Source organism: Streptomyces sp. V1I1 (assembly GCF_030817355.1).
Classification (GTDB): Bacteria; Actinomycetota; Actinomycetes; order Streptomycetales; family Streptomycetaceae; genus Streptomyces.
In genome coordinates, this window is record NZ_JAUSZH010000001.1 from 4,005,322 (window position 1) to 4,024,470 (window position 19,149).

Genomic DNA, 19,149 nt, shown 5'->3' on the forward strand with positions numbered 1-19,149 from the left:
GCCGGAGGCTAAGCCCTCCGTGGCGCGTCCACCCCCAGCACCCGGTCCTTCAGCACCGGGAACTGCTCCCGCGTCGTCGCCACCTTCGCCGGGTCGAGCTCCACGGTCAGGACCTCTTCGTCCGGGCCCGCCTCGGCGAGCACCTCGCCCCAGGGGTCGACAACGATGCTGTGACCGGCCTGCTCGACCCCGGCGTGGGTGCCTGCGGTGCCGCAGGCCAGGACGTAGGCCTGGTTCTCCACGGCGCGGGCGCGGGCCAGCAGTGTCCAGTGTTCGCGGCGGCGGGCGGGCCAGCCGGCCGGGACGACGAACGCCTGCGCGCCCGCGTCCACGAGCCCGCGGAACAGCTCGGGGAAGCGCAGGTCGTAGCAGGTCGCGAGGCCGAGGGTGAGTCCGTCCCCGGTCCCGGTCCCGGTCCCGGTCCCAGTCCCGGTCCCGGGCAGCGGGACGGTGACGAGCTCGTCGCCCGCGCCCATCATCACCGCCTCGCCCTTGTCGAAGCCGAAGCGGTGGATCTTCCGGTAGGTGCTGACCAGTTCACCGGCGGGGGAGAAGACGAGGGAGGTGTTGTAGAGGGTGCCCGGGCCCTCGGCGGAGCCGCCGCCGGATACGGCCTTCTCGACGATGGAGCCCGCGTGCAGCCAGACGCCCGCGTCGCTCGCGGCCTTCGCCATCACGTCGTACGTAGGTCCGGCCAGTGACTCTGCCTCTTCGGCGAAGGACTGGTAGGCGAAGGCTCCGACGGGCCACAGTTCTGGAAGAACCACCAGATCGGCGCCGTGCTGTTCCCGTACGAGCGCGGCGGCTCGCCGCCTTCGCGAATTGACCGATTCGTCCGGGTCTACTGCGATCTGGATGAGTGAGGCGCGCACACTACCACCGTCCTGGCATTCGAGCCTTCAACACGGGCCTACGATCGTCACACGAAAGCACTGCCGGGGTGCCGTCCGGCAGCGTAACTTAACTGCCGAGCCTCCCACGCAGCCCAGCAGTCAGCAGCAGCCCAGCCCGCGTACCGCAGAACCGCCGAGGGGTCCCGTGACCGTCCATCCCAGCCTCCAGACCTACGCCGACGCCTGGACCCACTCCATCGAATCGATAGCCGAGCTGGTGCAGCCGCTCGTCGAGGGCGAGTGGAACCGGCCATCGCCGTGCCCCGGCTGGTCCGTGCGCGATCTCGTCTCGCACGTCATCGGCATGGAGTGCGAGATGCTCGGCGATCCCCGGCCCATCCACACCCTGCCGCGCGATCTTTACCATGTGCAGAGCGAGTTCGCCCGCTATATGGAGATGCAGGTCGATGTGCGCCGGCACCACACGGCGCCGGAGATGACCTCCGAGCTGGAGTACACGATCATCCGCCGGGCCCGTCAGCTGCGCAACGAGAGCCGCGCCCCAGACACCATGGTCCGCGCCCCGCTCGGCGCCGAGCAGACCCTGGAACTGGCGATGCGTATGCGCGCGTTCGACACCTGGGCGCACGAGCAGGATCTGCGTATGGCGCTCGGCAAGCCCGGCAACCTCGACTCCCCCGGCGCGTACATCACCCGGGACTGTCTGCTCGAAGCCCTGCCGAAGGTGGTCGCCAAGGACGCGGGCGCACCCGCGAATTCGGCGGTCGTCCTCGATGTGCACGGCCCGGTGGAGTTCCTGCGTACGGTCCGGGTGGACGCGGACGGCCACGGCACGGTCGACGGCGCGCCCTCGCTCGGGCCCATCGTGACCCTGGCCATGGAATGGGAGACGTTCCTGCGGCTGGCGTGTGGCCGGGTGCGGGCGGCGGCGGTGCAGGACCGGGTGAAGGTGGACGGGGACGCCGATCTGGCGGCGGCGATCCTGCGAGAGTTCGCGGTCACGCCGTAGCGGTCACGCCGTAGCGCTCCCGTCCCAGCGATCACACACCAGCGGTCCCGCCGTGGGCGCGGCGGGGCGCCGGGCGCGCCGCCGTCCGACGGTGGCCGCTCGGACCGGGCCGCGCCCACGGCGGGACCGCTCCGGACCGGGGCCGCTCACGCCGGGACGTGCACGGCCTCCACGCGGCTCGCCACCAGCCGTTCCCGCTCCCGCCGCACCGTGCGTGCCCGCAGCCGCAGGATCTGCGCGATGCCCAGCGCCTCCAGCGCGAACACCGACGAGAACGCGATCCGGTAGTTGTCCCCGGTGGCGTCCAGCAGCACCCCGACCGCCAGCAGTGTCGTCATCGAGGCCACAAAACCACCCATATTGACGATTCCCGACGCCGTCCCCTGCCGCTCCGGGGGATTGGCCGGGCGGGCGAAGTCGAAGCCGATCATCGACGCGGGACCGCACGTCCCGAGCACCGTGCACAGGGTGATCAGCAGCCACATCGGGGCCTGGTCCCCGGGGTAGGCAATGATGGCCGCCCACAGAAGCGCGGTCGCCCCGACCGTGCCGAGGGCGAGCGGGGTCCGGGCCGCGTGGTGGCGGGCGATGACCTGCCCGTACACCAGCCCCACCACCATGTTGGAGAGCACCACGAGCGTCAGCAGCCCGCCCGCGGTCTCCCGGGACAGGCCTTGCGCCTCTACCAGGAAGGGCATCCCCCACAGCAGCAGGAACACCATGGCGGGGAACTGGGTGGTGAAGTGCACCCACAAACCGAGCCGGGTGCCGGGCTCCCGCCAGGACTGGGCGATCTGCTTGCGTACGAAGGCTGATCCGGCGTGCTGGGCGGTCGGGGGCTCGTGGCCCTCGGGGTGGTCCTTCAAGAAGAGCGACAGCAGTACGAGGACGACCAGTCCGGCCGCCGCGCTGCCCGCGAAGGTGGCGGTCCAGCCGACGCCGTGCAGCAGCCGCGAGATGAAGATGGTCGAGACGAGGTTGCCCGCCATCCCGAAGAGCGCGGCGACCTGCCCGATGAGCGGCCCGCGCCGGGCCGGGAACCAGCGCGAGCCGAGCCGCAACACGCTGATGAAGGTCATCGCGTCGCCGCAGCCGAGCAGCGCACGCGAGGCGAGGGCCGTGCCGTACGAGGGGGAGAGCGCGAAGCCCAGCTGTCCGACGGTGAACAGCACCACGCCGAGGGTCAGCACCTTCTTGGTGCCGAGCCGGTCGACCATCAGGCCGACGGGTATCTGCATCCCCGCGTACACCAGCAGCTGGAGTATGGAGAAGGTGGACAGGGCGGAGGCGTTGACGTCGAAGCGGTCGGCGGCGTCGAGGCCGGCGACCCCGAGCGACGTACGGAAGATGACGGCGACGAAGTAGACGGCGACGCCGATGCCCCAGACCGCGGCGGCGCGCCGTCCGCCGGGTGGATCGCCCGGCAGGGCGACGGCGGGGGCGCTCATCGGACCTCGCCCCGCGCCAGGTTGCTGAACCAGCCGACGTGCCGGCGTACGAGAGCGGCCGCCGCGTCCGGGTCTGAGGCACGCAGGGCTTCGAGGATCTCGCTGTGCTCGGCGACGTTCTTGGCGATCCGGTCGGGGTGGGAGTGCATCACGGCGACGCCCATCCTCAGCTGCCGGTCGCGGAGTTGGTCGTAGAGGCGGGAGAGGATCTCATTGCCGCCGCTGCGCACGATCTCGGCGTGGAAGCAGCGGTCGGTGACGGCGACGGCCGCCAGGTCGCCCGCCTCCCCCTGCCGCTTCTGCTGCTCGAGAAGCTCTTCGAGCCGGGCGAGGAGCTGCGGCGACGCCGGTACGGCCTTGCGGGCGGCGTGCTCCTCGACCAGCAGCCGGGTCTCCACCACATCGGCGATCTCCTGCGCGGAGACGGCGAGGACGAGCGCGCCCTTCTTCGGATAGAGCTTGATCAGCCCTTCGACCTCGAGCTTGAGGAGCGCCTCGCGGACGGGGGTGCGCGATACGCCGACGGCGTCGGCCAGTTCACCCTCCGTGAGAAGGGTGCCGCCCTCGTAGCGGCGGTCGAGGACGGCTTGCTTGATGTGGGCGTAGACGCGTTCGGCGGCAGGGGCGGCGGCGGGCATGCGCACAGCTTAGATACAACACAGGTGCATCAGAAAGCCACGTCCACGATGCAGGACGGAACTGATGGGGCGTCGCGTACATCCATTCGGCCCGCTCAACGGTCTCGCATCCGGGCCCTGTTTACATTCAGGTCCCACTTCGACCCTTTTCGATGCATTCGCGAACTCGGAGCGATTCTTGAGAACCAGCCTTCCGGGCGTACGCAAAGCCGCCGTTGTCGTCTTCACCACCGGCGCGCTGCTGACCGTCTCGCCTCTGGCCGCGCCCGCTCACGCCGTCCCCGTGCCGCCGATCGCGAGCAAGGGCGCGATCCTGCTCAACAACGCGACCGGCACCGCCGTCTACACCAAGACCCCGGACACCCGTCGGCAGATGGCCAGCACAACGAAGATCATGACGGCCGCGGTGGTGGTGAACACCAAGGGCATAAACCTCAACCACGTGGTCACCATCAAGCAGACGTACCGCGACTACGTGGTCAAGCAGGGCGCCAGCACCGCGGATCTGAAGACCGGCGACAAGGTGACCGTCCGTCAGCTGCTGTACGGCACGATGCTGCCCTCCGGCTGCGACGCCGCGTACGCCCTCGCCGACCTCCTCGGCAAGGGGACCACCCCGGCCGCACGCACGCAGTCGTTCATCGCCAAGATGAACCAGACGGCCACCTCCCTCGGCCTGAAGAACACCAAGTTCGACTCCTTCGACGGCATTTCGAAGGCCGGCAACAACTACACGACGCCGCGCGACCTCGCGAAGATCGCAAGCTACGCGATGAAGAACGCCAACTTCCGCGCCGTCGTCGCCGCGCCGAAGTACGTGACCTCCGCGACGACCAGCACCGGCGGCAAGCGCACGTACACCTGGTACAACACCAACCAGCTGCTCGGCTCCTACAAGGGCGCGATCGGCATCAAGACGGGCACCGGCACGGCCGCGGGCCCCTGCCTGGTCTTCGCCGCCACGCGCGGCGACAAGACCTTCGTCGGGGTCACCCTGAACGGCGCCGACCGCTACAAGGACGCCGCGAAGCTGCTCGACTTCGGATTCGGATCGAGCACCGCGCAGACGATGCAGCTGCGGAGCCTGCCGCAGGGCGCCGAGCGCGACTGATCAGCCACGCCGCAAGCGCCGCAAGCGTCATAACGACAGCCGCCCCGTTCCGCACTGCGGAACGGGGCGGCTGTCGTCACGCCGGTCGCGGGCCGGTCAGGCCCAGGTGATCAGCCGCTTGGGCTGTTCCAGGATCGCCGCGACATCCGCGAGAACCTTGGAGCCGAGCTCGCCGTCGACCAGCCGGTGGTCGAAGGAGAGCGCGAGCGTGGTGACCTGGCGCGGCTTCACCTTGCCCTTGTGGACCCACGGCTGCAGCTTGATCGCGCCGACCGCGAGGATCGCGGACTCGCCGGGGTTGAGGATCGGCGTACCGGTGTCGACGCCGAAGACGCCGACGTTGGTGATGGTCACCGTGCCGCCCTGCATCGCCGCCGGGGTCGTCTTGCCCTCACGGGCGGTGGCGACCAACTCGCCCAGCGCCTGCGCCAGTTCGGACAGGGTCTTGTCATGCGCGTCCTTGATGTTCGGCACGATCAGACCGCGCGGCGTGGCCGCCGCGACGCCCAGGTTGACGTAGTGCTTCTGCACGATCTCCTGGTTGGCCTCGTCCCAGGCGGCGTTGACCTGCGGGTTGCGCTTGATCGCGACCAGCAGCGCCTTGGCGATCAGCAGCAGCGGATTGACCCGCAGCCCCGCCATGTCCTTGTCGGCCTTGAGCTCGTCGACGAGCTTCATCGTCCGCGTCACGTCGAGCGTGATGAACTCCGTGACGTGGGGCGCGGTGAAGGCGCTGCCGACCATCGCCGCAGCGGTGGCCTTCCGTACGCCCTTGATGGGGATACGGGTCTCGCGCGCACCCGCCGCGACAGGCGCCGGGGCCTCGGCCACGGGCTGCGGCACGACGGGGGCGGGCGCGGCCGCGGGTGCGGGCGCCGTCGCCGGAGCGGCCGCCGCGTGGACGTCCTCCCGCGTGATGACACCGTCGGGACCGGTCGGGGTGACCGTCGCCAGGTCGATGCCCAGGTCCTTGGCGAGCTTGCGGACCGGCGGCTTGGCGAGCGGGCGGGCCGCGGTCGCCGTGGCCGTGCCGCTGTGCCCGTTCATCTCGGCCTGGACCGCGGCTGCCGCGGCGGCCTGCTCCAGCACCGCCGCCGTCCCCTTGCGGGCGCGGCGCTTGGTGGAGGTCTCGGCGACGCCGTAGCCGACGAGGACGGGCTGGCGGCCCTTCGGCTCGGCCTCCTCGACGGCGGGAGCGACGGGCGCGGCCGACGTCTGGGCCACGGGCGCGGCCGGCGCGTCACCGCTCCCGGGCGCCACATCGATCGTGATGATCGACGTGCCGACGTCGACGGTCGTGCCCTCCTCGAAGCGCAGCTCGTGCACCACGCCGTCGTACGGAATCGGCAGCTCGACGGCCGCCTTCGCCGTCTCGACCTCGCACACGACCTGCCCGTCCGTCACCACGTCTCCGGGCTGGACGTACCACTTGAGGATCTCGGCCTCGGTCAGTCCCTCGCCCACATCGGGCATCTTGAACTCACGGAAGCGTGTGGAAGTGTCAGTCATGGTCACGGCACTCCTCAGTACGCAAGCGAGCGGTCGACGGCGTCCAGCACCCGGTCGAGTCCCGGGAGATACTCCTCCTCGAGCCTGGCCGGCGGGTACGGCGCGTGGAAGCCGCCGACCCTCAGCACCGGGGCCTCCAGTTGGTAGAAGCACCGCTCGGTGATCCGGGCGGCGATCTCCGCGCCGGAACCGTAGAAGACCGGAGCCTCGTGCACCACGACCAGCCGGCCTGTCTTCTCCACCGACGTCTGGATGGTGTCGAAGTCGATCGGGGACATCGAGCGCAGGTCGATGACCTCCACCGACTTGCCCTCCTCGGCGGCCGCGGCCGCCGCCTCGACGCAGACCTTCACCATCGGACCGTACGCCACGAGCGTGATGTCCGAGCCGGCCTGCGCGATACGCGCCTTGTGCAGCGGGCCGGGGATGGCCTCGGTGTCGACCTCGCCCTTGTCCCAGTAACGCCGCTTCGGCTCGAAGAAGATGACCGGGTCGTCGCTCTGGATCGCCTGCTGGAGCATCCAGTACGCGTCGGAGGAGTTGGACGGCGAGACCACCTTGAGGCCCGGGACATGCGCGAAGAGCGCCTCGGGGGACTCGCTGTGGTGCTCGACCGCGCCGATGCCGCCGCCGTACGGAATGCGGATGACGACCGGCATCTTGATCTTGCCGAGCGCGCGGGCGTGCATCTTCGCGAGCTGCGTGACGATCTGGTCGTACGCGGGGAAGACGAAGCCGTCGAACTGGATCTCCACGACAGGCCGGTAGCCGCGCAGCGCGAGACCGATCGCCGTGCCGACGATGCCGGACTCGGCGAGCGGGGTGTCGATGACCCGGTCCTCGCCGAAGTCCTTCTGCAGCCCGTCGGTGACCCGGAAGACGCCGCCGAGCTTGCCGACATCCTCACCCATGATCAGGACCTTGGGGTCGGTCTCGAGCGCCTTGCGCAGCGACTCGTTGAGTGCCTTCGCGATGGGGAGCTTCTGTACAGCCATGGTTAGTTGCCCTCCTCGGCGAAGGACGCCTGGTACGCGATGAACTGGGCGCGCTCCTCGTCGACGAGCGCGTGCCCGTCGGCGTAGACATTCTCGAAGATCGCCAGGTGGTCGGGGTCGGGCATGGCCCGTACGGCCTCACGCACCCGCTTGCCGAGCGTCTCGCTCTCCTCGTCCAGGGACGTGAAGAACGCCTCGTCGGCGAGGCCTGCCTTCTCCAGGTACGTACGGAGCCGCAGGATCGGGTCCTTTGCCTCCCAGGCCTGACGCTCCTCGTCGGCCCGGTACTTGGTCGGGTCGTCCGAGGTGGTGTGCGCGCCCATCCGGTAGGTGAACGCCTCGATCAGCGTCGGGCCCTCGCCGCGACGGGCCCGCTCCAGCGCGGAGCGGGTCACGGCCAGGCAGGCGAGCACGTCATTGCCGTCGACGCGGACGCCGGGGAAGCCGAAGCCCTGGGCACGCTGGTAGAGCGGCACGCGGGTCTGCTTCTCGGTCGGCTCGGAGATCGCCCACTGGTTGTTCTGGCAGAAGAAGACGACCGGGGCGTTGTAGACCGCGGAGAAGGTGAACGACTCGGCGACATCGCCCTGGCTGGAAGCGCCGTCGCCGAAGTACGCGATCACGGCGGAGTCGGCACCGTCCTTGGCCACGCCCATCGCGTAGCCGGTGGCGTGCAGCGTCTGCGAGCCGATGACGATCGTGTACAGGTGGAAGTTGTTGGTGTTCGGGTCCCAGCCGCCGTGGTTCACACCGCGGAACATGCCGAGCAGATTGGTCGGGTCGACCCCGCGGCACCAGGCGACGCCGTGCTCGCGGTAGGTCGGGAAGACATAGTCGTCGTCGCGCAGCGCGCGACCCGAGCCGATCTGTGCGGCCTCCTGGCCCAGCAGCGACGCCCACAGTCCGAGTTCGCCCTGCCGCTGAAGAGCGGTGGCCTCGGCGTCGAAGCGGCGGGTCAGGACCATGTCCCGGTACAGCCCGCGCAGCTCGTCGGGGGTCAGGTCGATCTCGTACTCCGGGTGCTTGACGCGCTCTCCCTCAGGCGTCAGCAGCTGTACGAGCTGGGGCTCGGAACTCTGTGGCTTGTTCGCGGCGCTGACGCGCTTGCTGCTGCGTCGCGGTTTGCGCGCGGCAGTGCTCTCCACGGTCACGTGCGTGCTCCTCCGTCGGTCCGGCCCCCGGGTTCGCCGGTTGGCCAGTGCGGCTCGCCTGTTTCCCGTACCCGTGCACGGGGTGGGGTGCCGCTCGGCCGGAATCAGGCGTGACAGGTGTCCCGGCGAGCGCCCTGCCAATGGCACGTTACCCAGTGGGAAGCATTACTGCGAAACCCCATTTGACCTGCGATTTTGCTTGGATTTCCAAGTAAATCGAGAAATTCGGGAACAACCACTGGTCACAGCCTTGCAGGCCGCCGGAACACGGGCACGTTATCCCGGGCACCCCGGACACGGGAAGAGTAGATGTGCGAGACCGCTTTCGTGCGCGAAGAGGGAAAAATCATTCTATTTCTCTATGCACACTCTGGCATTATCTGCAAGAGCTGCCGCTCGGCCACGCTGCGTGATCTAGCATCTGGCGAGTGCCGCGCTCATCTGTAACTGCCCCACCCGTCGATGCGCTGCTGCGCCGCTACGCCGACCCGGGCGAACCCGTCTCCTGCGAGCCCGTCACCCAGGGTCTCCTCAACCGCGGCTACCGGCTCGCCACCACCCGTGGCGCGTACTTCCTCAAGCACCATCTCGACGGCGACCACGAGGCCATCGCCCGCCAGCACCGGGCCACCCAGCGGCTCCAGAAGCTCGGCGTGCCGGTCGCGCCACCCGTCGAGGACGCGAACGGCGACACGGTCGCGGTCATCGGCGGGCGGTGTTACGCCCTGCACCCCTGGATCGACGGACGGCACCGCGACGGGGCACAGCTGACCACACTCCAGTCGCGGCGGCTCGGCTCACTCCTCGGCCTCGTACACACCTGTCTGGAGCGGGTCATGGCGGTGGACGCCACGGCGTGCCGGGAGTACGAGAGCGCCGACCCCGAGGAGACCTTCACGCTCATCGACGAACTGCTGGGGCTGGTGCGCAGTGCGCGGCCCCAGGACGCCTTCGACGGCCTCGCCGAGCACCGGCTGCTCGAACGGCGCGCGCTGCTGGAGCGCCATGCCGACCGCAGACCGCCGCCGGCCTCCGCAGGCTGCTGGGTGCACGGCGACTTCCACCCGCTGAATCTGCTCTACCGGGGCGCGGAGCCGGCCGCGATCGTCGACTGGGACCGGCTGGGCGTGCACCCGCGCGCGGAGGAGGCGGTACGGGCAGCGGCGATCTTCTTCGTCCAGCCGGCCGGGGAGCTGGAGCTGACGAAGGTACGGGCGTACGCACAGGCCTACCGGCGGGCGGCCGGCGCGGACGCGGCGGAGCTGGCGGCGGCGGTGCACCGGGTGTGGTGGGAGCGGCTCAACGACTTCTGGATCCTGCGCTGGCGCTATCAGCTGCACGACCGAAGGGCCGACCCGCAGTTTCCTGCGGCGTCGGCCCTGGCGGTGTGGTGGACGAGGGAGTACGAGGCGGTGTGCGAGGCCTTCGCGGGGTGAGACCGCCGACGGGCCCGTCAGTTGGCTCCCGGGTCTCCCGGGTTCCCCGTCGACGGCGTCGGGTCGTCGGTCGGCTCCGTGGGATCGGCCGTGGTGGGGTCGTCCGTCGGGTCGCCGGTCGGCTCCGTCGGGTCGGCCGTGGTCGGGTCGTCCGTCGGCGTCTGCGGATCGCTCGGCGTGAACGAGGGAGGGTCGGACGGTGTCCAGGACGGCTGCTCATCGTCGCCCGTGGGGCCCGGCTCCTCGCTCTGCTCCGTGTCCTCATCGGTCGGCGTCGGCGAGGCGTCCGGCGTCGACGGAGTCTGGGAGATTGTGGTGTTGTCCTTCGGGCTGTTGCCGGTGTTGCCCGCCTTGTCCAGCGCGAAGGCGACGCCCGCCGCGATGGCGATCACCGCGAGCACGGCGAACAGCCACATCTTTCCGCGGCCGCCGCCCTTGCCGTTCCGGCCGTCCCGGTTACCGCCGCCGTATCCGCCGTCGTTCGGGTTCATCGGCGGCAGGATCGGGCTCTGCGAGGTCTCGCCGTGCACGGGGTGGTGCATCGCGGTCGGCCCGGTCGTCCCCATCGCCGGGGTGAATCCGCCGTCGTGCGTCTCTACGGGACCGGTGCCCCAGGTGCCGGTGTGGCTGCCCTGCTGCTGGAGCATCTGCAGCCCGTACTGCACCAGACCGCGCATCTCCTCCGCGCTCTGGAACCGGTCGTCCGGGTCCTTCGCGAGCGAGCGCATCACCAGACCGTCGAGCTCCGGCGGCACCGCGTCGGAGACCTCGGACGGCGGCACCGGGATGTCCTGGACATGCTGGTAGACCACCGAGAGCGGGGTCTCGCCGGTGAACGGGGGCCGCAGGGCGAGGAGTTCGTAGAGCAGACAGCCCGTGGCGTACAGATCGGAGCGGTGGTCGACGGCCTTGCCCAGCGCCTGCTCGGGGGAGAGGTACTGCGGCGTGCCCATGACCATGCCGGTCTGGGTCATCGTCGACTGCGCGCCGTGCAGGGCGCGCGCGATGCCGAAGTCCATCACCTTCACCGCACCGGAGTTGGTGATGATGACGTTCGCGGGCTTGATGTCACGGTGCACGATGCCGTGCTGGTGCGAGTAGGCGAGCGCCTCCAGCACACCGGAGACGATGATCAGCGCCTGCTCGGGCGGCGGGGCCTCCGCGTTGACCAGCAGATCGCGGATGGTTCGCCCCTCGACCAGCTCCATCACGATGTACGGGACGGTCTGGCCGCCCACCACGTCCTCGCCGGAGTCGTAGACCGCGACCACGGCGTGGTGGTTGAGGCCGGCGACCGACTGCGCCTCGCGCGTGAAGCGGGCCTTGGAGACCGGGTCCTCGGCGAGGTCGGAACGGAGCAGCTTGACGGCGACCGTACGGCCGAGCCGTACGTCCTCCGCCGCGAACACCTCAGCCATGCCGCCGCGTCCGAGACGGTGCGTCAGGCGGTAGCGGCCGTCGCCGACCACTCCGCCGATGCCCCAGGAGTCCGCCGCATCCGGCACTCCACCGCCGCCTGCTTCGGGTTCGGGTGCCATCAGTCCTCGCCGTCGTAATCTGTCCGCGTGCGTACCGTGCCCGCGGGTGTTCGCTGTCGTCCTCGGGTGCTCTGCCACGTCACGCTACAGCCTTCGCGTGAGTGGCCTCTTTCGATGTGGACCGGCCATCAAACCCGCTGCCCGTGCGGCCATGCAAATTCCATGCTTTTCCTGTAACGCTTCCGAGACGCTTCCTATGCGTACGGTCACGGAACGGGCACCTGGCTTGACGTGCGGGACCCCTCGGGCAGACTTGCCCCAAAGAGCAACGGGATCATCGCGGGCCATCGGGCCTTGCGCCGAGGGGGATGCACAGTCATGAGCCAGGACGGCGCACAGGGCCGCTATGCGGGTGGTTCGGTAGCGGGCGGCCGGTATCAGCTTCGCGACCTGCTCGGCGAAGGCGGCATGGCCTCCGTGTATCTGGCGTACGACTCGGCGCTCGACCGCCAGGTCGCCATCAAGACGCTCCATACGGAACTGGGGCGTGAGCAGTCCTTCCGCGAGCGGTTCCGGCGCGAGGCGCAGGCGGTCGCCAAGCTGTCGCACACCAATATCGTCTCGGTCTTCGACACCGGCGAGGACGAGCTCGACGGCTCGCTGATGCCGTACATCGTCATGGAGTACGTCGAGGGCCAGCCGCTCGGATCCGTGCTGCAGGCGGACATTCAGCAGTACGGCGCGATGCCGGCCGACAAGGCGCTGAAGGTGACGGCCGATGTGCTGGCCGCGCTGGAGACCAGCCATGAAATGGGCCTGGTCCATCGCGACATCAAGCCCGGCAACGTGATGATGACCAAGCGGGGCATCGTCAAGGTGATGGACTTCGGCATCGCGCGCGCCATGCAGTCGGGCGTCACCTCGATGACGCAGACCGGCATGGTGGTCGGCACTCCGCAGTATCTGTCGCCCGAGCAGGCGCTGGGGCGCGGCGTCGACGCACGCTCCGACCTGTACTCCGTCGGCATCATGCTGTTCCAGCTGCTGACCGGGCGGATCCCGTTCGACGCGGACTCACCGCTGGCGATCGCGTACGCGCATGTACAGGAGGAGCCGGTCGCGCCGTCCACGATCAACCGCTCCGTCACGCCGGCGATGGACGCGCTGGTCGCGCGGGCGCTGAAGAAGAACCCGAACGAGCGTTTTCCCAGCGCGGCCGCCATGCGCGACGAGTGCGCGCGGGTGGCGAGCGCCGGGCAGACGGGCGCGCCGGTGATCATCGTCGGCGCTCCCGCGGCGAGCGGCGCGGGGGTGGGTTCCACGGTGTTCCCGCCGCTGGATCAGTCGACTCCGGCGCCGCAGAGCGTGCAGACGCCCTACCAGCCGGGTCCGTACGGCCCGCCGACTCCGGCGTCGGCGCCCATGCAGGCGCCCATGCAGGGTCACACGCCGGCTCCGACGCCTCAGTACGGCTACCCGCACACGCCGCCCCCTCCCGCCTACCAGACTCCTGGGCCGGTGGCGTCGACGCCGCCGCCGTACAACATCGCGCCCCAGACGGGGGTTTCGGGCGGCAGCGGTGGCGGCGGCGGCAAGCGGAACATGCCGGTCATCGTGGGCGCGATAGTGGTGGCACTGCTGGCGGTCGGCGGCCTGATCACGGCGATCGCGCTGAACAAGGGCTCGGGGGACGGGGACAACGCGGGCGGCGACCCGAGCTCGAGCGAGTCTGCTGACTCCGGGGGACTGGCTCCGGACCGCACCCGGACGATCGATAAGACGAAGTGCTCGGACGCCACGGAGGACGGCACGGACCCGGCGAAGGTCCAGGCCCCCGACCTCCTCTACAAGGACCTTCTCTCGGTGAAGGAGTGTCTGCGGGCCGCCGGGTGGACCTGGAAGGTGACCGAGGTGGACAACCCTCAGTACCCCAAGGACGCCGTGGTCGAGCAGTACCCCGGCCAGGGGCAGGCCGTGGTGCCGGAGAACCAGGAGTTCGAGCTGCAGATCTCCACGGGCAAGTCGGGATAGCCCGAGCCGCACCGCATCCTCAGGGACGGCCCGGCACGCACTGCGCGTGCCGGGCCGTTCCCCATTCCCCTCCCCCGAGATGCCGGAAATGTCAAGGCATGTGACGCTGAGTCCGATATGGGCGACATCTCGGCGACTTCTCGGCGACTCGGCACGGGAGGGGGTCCCCCCGTGACTCCAATGCTCCGCACACGGTGCGCGATCGCGGTCGCCTCGCTCCTGGTACTGGCCACACCCCTTGCGTACGCCGAGGAGTCGGAGGCCCCCGACCGGACCCCGGCCGCCAGGCCTGCCGCCACACCTGCCGCCGCGCCGACCGCTTCCGCCTCCGCTTCGCTCGCGGGGCGGCAGGCCGGGGAGGGGCGGCAGAGGCCCGGACGGACTCCCCAGTCGCACAGCCCGGACGAGTCCGAGAGCCCAGACGGTGAGGGCCGCCCCGACCGTGAGCCGTCCGCCGCACGGTCCGCGTCGCCTTCCGAGTCCGACTCCGACTCCGCGTCCGCGTCTGTTTCCGCGTCTCGTTCCGCTTCGGCCACTTCGTCCCGTACCCGACCCTCCGCTCCGAAGCCCCCTTCTGCGGAGGACGAGGTACTCGAGACGGAGGAGCCGGAGGAGCAGGATGAGGCCGAAGAGGCCGAGGAGTTCCCGGCGCTCTCGCCCAGCCCGACGCCACCCGCCGCCGCAGGTGACCAGGCACCCCAGGCACTGCCCGAGCCCGTCGTGCACCAGATCTCCCCGCTGTCACTGGGGGTCGGGATGGCGCTCATGGGGCTCGGAATCGGCTTCCTCGGCGTGCGGCTGCGGCGTCGTTGATCTTCTCGTCCTCCTCAGGATGGAGGCACAGGCTCCGCCTCTCGATGGTTGGCGGCGGTCGGCATACCCGGTATACATACCGAGTATGTCCATCCGCCACGGGCTCCTTGCCCTCCTTGAGCACGGCCCTCGCTACGGCTCCCAGCTCCGTACGGAGTTCGAGTCGCGCACCGGAGCCACCTGGCCGCTCAACGTCGGTCAGGTCTATACGACCCTCAACCGCCTGGAGCGCGACGGCATGGTCGCCCAGGGCGGCGATGACGACGCGGGCCATGCGCTCTACGTCATCACCGATGCCGGGCGCACCGAGCTGAAGAGCTGGTTCGCGACGCCGGTGGACCGCAGCAGCCCGCCCCGTGACGAGCTGGCGATCAAGCTCGCGATGGCCGTCGGTGCGCCCGGCGTGGACATCCGTGCCGTCATCCAGTCCCAGCGCCACCACACCGTGAAGGCGATGCAGGACTACACCCGGCTCAAGGCGCAGGCGCTGGCCGCGATCGAGGGCGGGGGCTCGCAGGAACGCGACGACGTGGCCTGGCTGCTCGTGCTGGAACAGCTGATCTTCCAGACGGAGGCGGAGGCGCGCTGGCTCGACCACTGCGAGGTGCGGCTCATCCGGATCTCCGCGGCGGCCGGTCGGGGCGCGGACCGCGGAGCGGAGCACACGACGGCCGCGTCCCTGCTCGGCACCCCGGCGGGGCGGGCGTCTTCGGCGTCTTCGGCGTCTCCGACGTCTCCGACGGAGCCGCCATCGGCAGGCTCGGAGGGCCCGGCATCGCCGGCGGCGCCGTCAGGCTCGGCGCGCGCACGGCCCGCGCCGCCGACGTAGCCCGCCGAACGCCGCCTACGTAGCCCGCCGAACACCGCCGAGCCGGCTCCGTCCACCGAACGCAGCCGGCTCAGTCCACCGAAACGTCTCGCTCGCCCAGCTCTCCCAATCTCCGTACATCCGCTCGCGGCATCCAGCCGCTCGTACACCGTCCGTCCAAAGGGGGACCCTTCCATGTCCGACCATCAGTCACAGACATCACAGAAGTCACAGCAGCCAGTGCTGCAACTCCAGCAACTCACCCGAGTTCACGGCAGCGGCGCCACCGAGGTGCATGCCCTGCGCGGCATCAACCTCGATGTCTTCCCCGGCGAACTCGTCGCCGTCATGGGCCCGTCCGGCTCCGGCAAGTCCACGCTGCTCACCATCGCCGGCGGACTCGACACCCCCACCTCGGGGCGTGTGATCGTCGAGAACACCGACATCACCACCGCCGACCGCAAGACGCTCGCCGCTCTGCGCCGCCGCAGCATCGGCTATGTCTTCCAGGACTACAACCTCATCCCGGCGCTCACCGCCGCCGAGAACGTCTCCCTGCCGCGCGAGCTGGACGGCATCTCCGCGCGCAAGGCCCGTACCGAGGCCGTCGCCGCGCTGGAGGAGATGGAGCTCGGTCATCTCGCCGACCGCTTCCCCGACGAGATGTCGGGCGGCCAGCAGCAGCGCGTGGCCATCGCCCGCGCCCTGGTCGGCGAGCGCCGGCTCGTCCTCGCCGACGAGCCGACCGGCGCCCTCGACTCCGAGACCGGCGAGTCCGTACTCGCCCTGCTGCGCTCCCGCTGCGACAGCGGCGCGGCCGGCATTCTCGTCACGCACGAACCGCGCTTCGCGGCCTGGGCGGACCGTGTGGTCTTCCTGCGTGACGGCGCGGTCGTCGACCAGACCATCCGCAGCCAGGCCGACTCGCTGCTCTCGGGCCAGGCGGCCGAGCTGTGAACAGTTGGTACCACTCCTGGCGGGCCGCGATCCGGATCGCCCGCCGCGACGCCTGGCGCTCCAAGGGACGCAGCTTCCTCGTCCTCGCCATGATCGCCCTGCCCATCCTCGGCGTGAGCGCCGCGGATCTGACCCTGCGCAGCGCCGAACTGTCGACCGAGCAGAGCCTCGAGCGCTCGCTGGGCGCCGCCGACGCACGGCTGAACGACCCCGGCATGGGCGGGGTGCCCCTCATGCAGACCCCCGACGCCAACAGCTCAACGCCGGTGGGGGACTTCGAGAACAAGCCGTATCCCGAGGGCAAGACCGACGTCAGCAAGGCACTGCCCACCGGCGCCAAGTCCCTGACGGACTCGCTGGGTTCGGGCAAGCTGCACACCACGCACGGTCTGCTGAACACTGAGATCCGTGAGCTGAAGGCCTCGGACCCGTTGGCCAAGGGCATCGTGGTCGTCGATCACGGCCGGCTCCCGCAGAAGGCAGACGAGGTCGCCGCGACCACACACTTTCTGGAGACCAGCGGTCTGAAGGTGGGCTCCAAGCTCACGGCCCGCGGACTCGACCGTGAGTACAAGATCGTCGGCGCCTACGAACTCCCCGACGCACTCGACACCGACCAGGTCAACGCGCTGCCGGGCGCGCTCCTCGCCCCGCTCGACAAGGCTCTGGAAAAGGCCGGGCTGCCCGCGACCGAGGCGAGCACCACGCATCTGGTGAGCGTTCCCGGTGGTTTCACGTGGAACATGGTCAAGGAGGCCAACGCCAAGGGCGTAACGGTCAATTCGCGCGCCGTGGCCCTCGACCCGCCCGCCAAGTCCGACGTTCCGATCTACCAGCAAGAGGGCTGGGGCGATTACGAGGAGAGCACGGCGGCCAAGGCCGCGGCGCTCGCCGCGGTCGGTACCGTCGTCGGCCTCGCGATGCTGGAGATCTGCCTGCTGGCAGGGCCCGCCTTCGCGGTCGGCGCGCGTCGCTCCCGCCGCCAGCTCGGTCTGGTCGGCGCGAACGGCGGCGACCGCCGCCATATCCGCGCCATCGTCCTCGCCGGTGGCCTGGTGATCGGCGTCGCCGCGGCAGTGGTCGGCACGGTCCTCGGCCTGCTCCTCACCTTCGCGCTTCAGCCGCTGCTCGAGGACTACATGGGCCAGCGCTTCGGCAGTTTCGACGTACGGCCGCTGGAACTTCTCGGCATCGGGCTGCTCGCCGTACTCACGGGCCTGATGGCCGCGATCGTCCCGGCCATCACCTCGTCCCGCCAGTCCGTGCTGGCCTCGCTCACCGGCCGTCGGGGCGTACGCAAGAGCAGCCGGGTACTGCCGGTGATCGGCCTGATCGCGGTCGGGCTAGGCGCGGCGATCGCGCTCTACGGCTCTGTGATGACCGACCAGTACATCGTTGTCGCGGGCGGCAGCGCCATTGCCGAGCTGGGCGTGGTCGCGCTGACCCCCGCTCTGGTGGGCCTGTTCGGCCGGGCAGGACGCATCCTGCCGCTCTCCCCGCGGCTCGCGCTTCGGGACGCGGTACGCAACCGTGGCCGTACGGCTCCCGCCGTGGCCGCGGTGCTGGCCGCCGTCGCGGGCACCGTGGCCGTGGCGACGTACGCCGCGAGCGACGACGCCCAGGGCAGGGCGCAGTACGAGGCACGCCTCCCGCACGGCGCGGTCTCGGTGATGCTGGACGAGGCCGGCGGCCGTGACGTTCCGGCGGTGCGCGCCACCGTGCAGAAGATGCTGCCCATCGACCTGCGGGCCGATGTGGACCGGATCTCGGTCGGCAAGACCAACTGCTCGATGTACGGCGGCGGGGAGAGCTGCGGCCGCTACGAGGTAGTGGTGCCCAGGGCAAACCAGTGCCCGCTGTGGATGACCGACCCGGCCCACCCGGACGGGGACCCCTCGGCGAAGTTCGACAAGGCCGAGCGCCGCAAGCTCGCCGACGACTGGCGCTGCAAGGAGCTCCCGGGCGGCGGAAGCTATGTCGACGGCGGTGTGCTGGTCGGTGACGCGAAGCTGCTGAAGGTGCTCGCGATCAACGACGCTGCGGCCGAGAAGGCGCTGGCGGCGGGGCAGATCGTGTCGTTCGACAAGCGCAACGTCGACACCAAGGGCAAGATCGGCATCCGTCTGATCACCGACACCAGGAAGGCAGACGAGGCCGCGCAGAAGGGCAAGGACGCGCCGGGCGAGATCAAGGCGTTCACCGCGCACCAGGTCGCGGGTGAGCCCAATTCGTACGGCGTCGCGATGATCCTGCCGCCTGCCGCGGCGAAGTCGGCGGGCATGAGCACGGTGCCGTTCGGGGCGTACTACTCGACGGACAAGATGCCGAGCAGCGAGCAGCGCCAGAGGCTGGACGGCGAGCTCGACAAGACCGGCTCGGACATCAACCTCCATGTCGAGGAGGGCTACACCAGCGAGAACAGCATCATCCTGCTGGCGCTGACCGTCTTCGCCGGGCTGATCACGATCGGCGCGGCCGGTATCGCCACCGGCCTGGCCCAGGCGGACGCCGAAGCCGACCTGAAGACGCTGGCGGCTGTGGGCGCGCCGCCACGGGTCCGCAGGACGCTCAGCGGATTCCAGTGCGGTGTGGTGGCCGCGATGGGTGTGGTCCTTGGCTCGGCGGCGGGTGTCCTGCCCGCGATCGGGCTACGGCTCACCGAGAAGCGCGAGCAGATGAAGTGGTACCGGGAAGCGATGGACCAGGGCTACGGCTCGCTCAACTCGGTGCCGCACGTACCGATCATCGTGCCCTGGGAGACCCTGGCCGCGCTGCTCGTCGCGGTCCCGGTCGGCGCGGCGCTGCTGGCGGCGCTGGTGACCCGCTCCCGCGGCGCGCTGTCCCGCCGCGAAGCGACCTGATCGGCTTAGCCAGGCGTATCCGGCCATATCCAGCGGCTTTGCGCCCCCGT

General features: G+C 70.1%; 15 protein-coding genes. 8 read left to right on the forward strand and 7 right to left on the reverse strand.

Features of this window, described 5'->3' with window-relative positions:
• Window positions 1–8 precede the first annotated feature (8 nt).
• A complete protein-coding gene (locus QFZ67_RS18775; RefSeq protein ID WP_307662247.1) occupies window positions 9–872 on the reverse strand; it encodes a carbon-nitrogen family hydrolase in 864 nt (287 codons plus the stop codon).
• Window positions 873–1,038: 166 nt separating this feature from the next.
• Here QFZ67_RS18775 and QFZ67_RS18780 point away from each other — a divergent pair, with 166 nt between their 5' ends.
• On the forward strand, window positions 1,039–1,863 hold the full coding sequence (locus tag QFZ67_RS18780) for a maleylpyruvate isomerase family mycothiol-dependent enzyme (protein WP_307662248.1): 825 nt from the start codon (window positions 1,039–1,041) through the stop codon (window positions 1,861–1,863).
• Window positions 1,864–2,009: 146 nt separating this feature from the next.
• On the opposite strand, the gene QFZ67_RS18785 is transcribed toward QFZ67_RS18780, so the two are convergent.
• Together QFZ67_RS18785 and QFZ67_RS18790 are read right to left on the reverse strand one after the other, a co-directional pair.
• Window positions 2,010–3,311, reverse strand: a complete 1,302-nt coding sequence (locus QFZ67_RS18785) for a nitrate/nitrite transporter (protein ID WP_307662249.1) — start codon at window positions 3,309–3,311, stop codon at window positions 2,010–2,012.
• The gene (locus tag QFZ67_RS18790; RefSeq protein WP_307662250.1) at window positions 3,308–3,949 is read right to left on the reverse strand and encodes a GntR family transcriptional regulator; all 642 of its coding nucleotides are present in this window, start codon (window positions 3,947–3,949) and stop codon (window positions 3,308–3,310) included. Before QFZ67_RS18790 ends, QFZ67_RS18785 begins: the two co-directional genes overlap by 4 nt.
• Before the next feature lie 178 nt (window positions 3,950–4,127).
• On the opposite strand from QFZ67_RS18790, the gene QFZ67_RS18795 reads away from it, so the two are divergent.
• Complete coding sequence (locus QFZ67_RS18795) at window positions 4,128–5,060, forward strand: D-alanyl-D-alanine carboxypeptidase family protein (RefSeq protein ID WP_307662251.1); 933 nt, start codon at window positions 4,128–4,130, stop codon at window positions 5,058–5,060.
• Between the two features lie 96 nt (window positions 5,061–5,156).
• Here QFZ67_RS18795 and QFZ67_RS18800 read toward each other — a convergent pair whose 3' ends face one another.
• The 3 genes from QFZ67_RS18800 to pdhA are packed head-to-tail and all read right to left on the reverse strand — an operon-like array spanning window position 5,157 to window position 8,715.
• A complete protein-coding gene (locus tag QFZ67_RS18800) occupies window positions 5,157–6,569 on the reverse strand; it encodes a dihydrolipoamide acetyltransferase family protein (RefSeq protein ID WP_307662252.1) in 1,413 nt (470 codons plus the stop codon).
• 14 nt (window positions 6,570–6,583) lie between these two features.
• Window positions 6,584–7,564 carry an alpha-ketoacid dehydrogenase subunit beta gene (locus QFZ67_RS18805; RefSeq protein ID WP_307662253.1) on the reverse strand — a complete coding sequence of 327 codons (981 nt, stop codon included), beginning with the start codon at window positions 7,562–7,564 and terminating at the stop codon, window positions 6,584–6,586.
• 2 nt (window positions 7,565–7,566) lie between these two features.
• Window positions 7,567–8,715, reverse strand: a complete 1,149-nt coding sequence (gene pdhA / locus QFZ67_RS18810; RefSeq protein WP_307662254.1) for a pyruvate dehydrogenase (acetyl-transferring) E1 component subunit alpha — start codon at window positions 8,713–8,715, stop codon at window positions 7,567–7,569.
• Between the two features lie 428 nt (window positions 8,716–9,143).
• On the opposite strand from pdhA, the gene QFZ67_RS18815 reads away from it, so the two are divergent.
• On the forward strand, window positions 9,144–10,151 hold the full coding sequence (locus QFZ67_RS18815) for a phosphotransferase (protein WP_307662255.1): 1,008 nt from the start codon (window positions 9,144–9,146) through the stop codon (window positions 10,149–10,151).
• 17 nt (window positions 10,152–10,168) lie between these two features.
• On the opposite strand, the gene QFZ67_RS18820 is transcribed toward QFZ67_RS18815, so the two are convergent.
• A complete protein-coding gene (locus QFZ67_RS18820; protein ID WP_307662256.1) occupies window positions 10,169–11,689 on the reverse strand; it encodes a protein kinase in 1,521 nt (506 codons plus the stop codon).
• A gap of 318 nt (window positions 11,690–12,007) precedes the next feature.
• Here QFZ67_RS18820 and QFZ67_RS18825 point away from each other — a divergent pair, with 318 nt between their 5' ends.
• The 5 genes from QFZ67_RS18825 (at window position 12,008) to QFZ67_RS18845 (ending at window position 19,099) form a co-directional block, all read left to right on the forward strand.
• Window positions 12,008–13,660, forward strand: a complete 1,653-nt coding sequence (locus tag QFZ67_RS18825) for a protein kinase (protein WP_307662257.1) — start codon at window positions 12,008–12,010, stop codon at window positions 13,658–13,660.
• Between the two features lie 180 nt (window positions 13,661–13,840).
• Window positions 13,841–14,473 carry a hypothetical protein gene (locus tag QFZ67_RS18830; RefSeq protein WP_307662258.1) on the forward strand — a complete coding sequence of 211 codons (633 nt, stop codon included), beginning with the start codon at window positions 13,841–13,843 and terminating at the stop codon, window positions 14,471–14,473.
• A gap of 85 nt (window positions 14,474–14,558) precedes the next feature.
• Window positions 14,559–15,302 (forward strand): PadR family transcriptional regulator, encoded by a 744-nt coding sequence (locus QFZ67_RS18835; RefSeq protein WP_307662259.1) that lies wholly within the window; start codon window positions 14,559–14,561, stop codon window positions 15,300–15,302.
• Between the two features lie 174 nt (window positions 15,303–15,476).
• Window positions 15,477–16,238, forward strand: a complete 762-nt coding sequence (locus QFZ67_RS18840; protein WP_307662260.1) for an ABC transporter ATP-binding protein — start codon at window positions 15,477–15,479, stop codon at window positions 16,236–16,238.
• Complete coding sequence (locus tag QFZ67_RS18845) at window positions 16,235–19,099, forward strand: ABC transporter permease (protein WP_307662261.1); 2,865 nt, start codon at window positions 16,235–16,237, stop codon at window positions 19,097–19,099. Before QFZ67_RS18840 ends, QFZ67_RS18845 begins: the two co-directional genes overlap by 4 nt.
• Window positions 19,100–19,149: the final 50 nt, after the last annotated feature.

Excerpts from the sequence above, each read along its gene's own strand:
- QFZ67_RS18800 (WP_307662252.1), bottom strand. The coding sequence starts at position 6,569 with ATGACTGACACTTCCACACGCTTCCGTGAGTTCAAGATGCCCGATGTG.
- QFZ67_RS18805 (WP_307662253.1), bottom strand. The coding sequence starts at position 7,564 with ATGGCTGTACAGAAGCTCCCCATCGCGAAGGCACTCAACGAGTCGCTG.
- QFZ67_RS18830 (WP_307662258.1), top strand. The coding sequence starts at position 13,841 with ATGCTCCGCACACGGTGCGCGATCGCGGTCGCCTCGCTCCTGGTACTG.
- QFZ67_RS18790 (WP_307662250.1), bottom strand. The coding sequence starts at position 3,949 with ATGCCCGCCGCCGCCCCTGCCGCCGAACGCGTCTACGCCCACATCAAG.
- QFZ67_RS18820 (WP_307662256.1), bottom strand. The coding sequence starts at position 11,689 with ATGGCACCCGAACCCGAAGCAGGCGGCGGTGGAGTGCCGGATGCGGCG.
- QFZ67_RS18785 (WP_307662249.1), bottom strand. The coding sequence starts at position 3,311 with ATGAGCGCCCCCGCCGTCGCCCTGCCGGGCGATCCACCCGGCGGACGG.
- QFZ67_RS18825 (WP_307662257.1), top strand. The coding sequence starts at position 12,008 with ATGAGCCAGGACGGCGCACAGGGCCGCTATGCGGGTGGTTCGGTAGCG.
- QFZ67_RS18835 (WP_307662259.1), top strand. The coding sequence starts at position 14,559 with ATGTCCATCCGCCACGGGCTCCTTGCCCTCCTTGAGCACGGCCCTCGC.
- QFZ67_RS18840 (WP_307662260.1), top strand. The coding sequence starts at position 15,477 with ATGTCCGACCATCAGTCACAGACATCACAGAAGTCACAGCAGCCAGTG.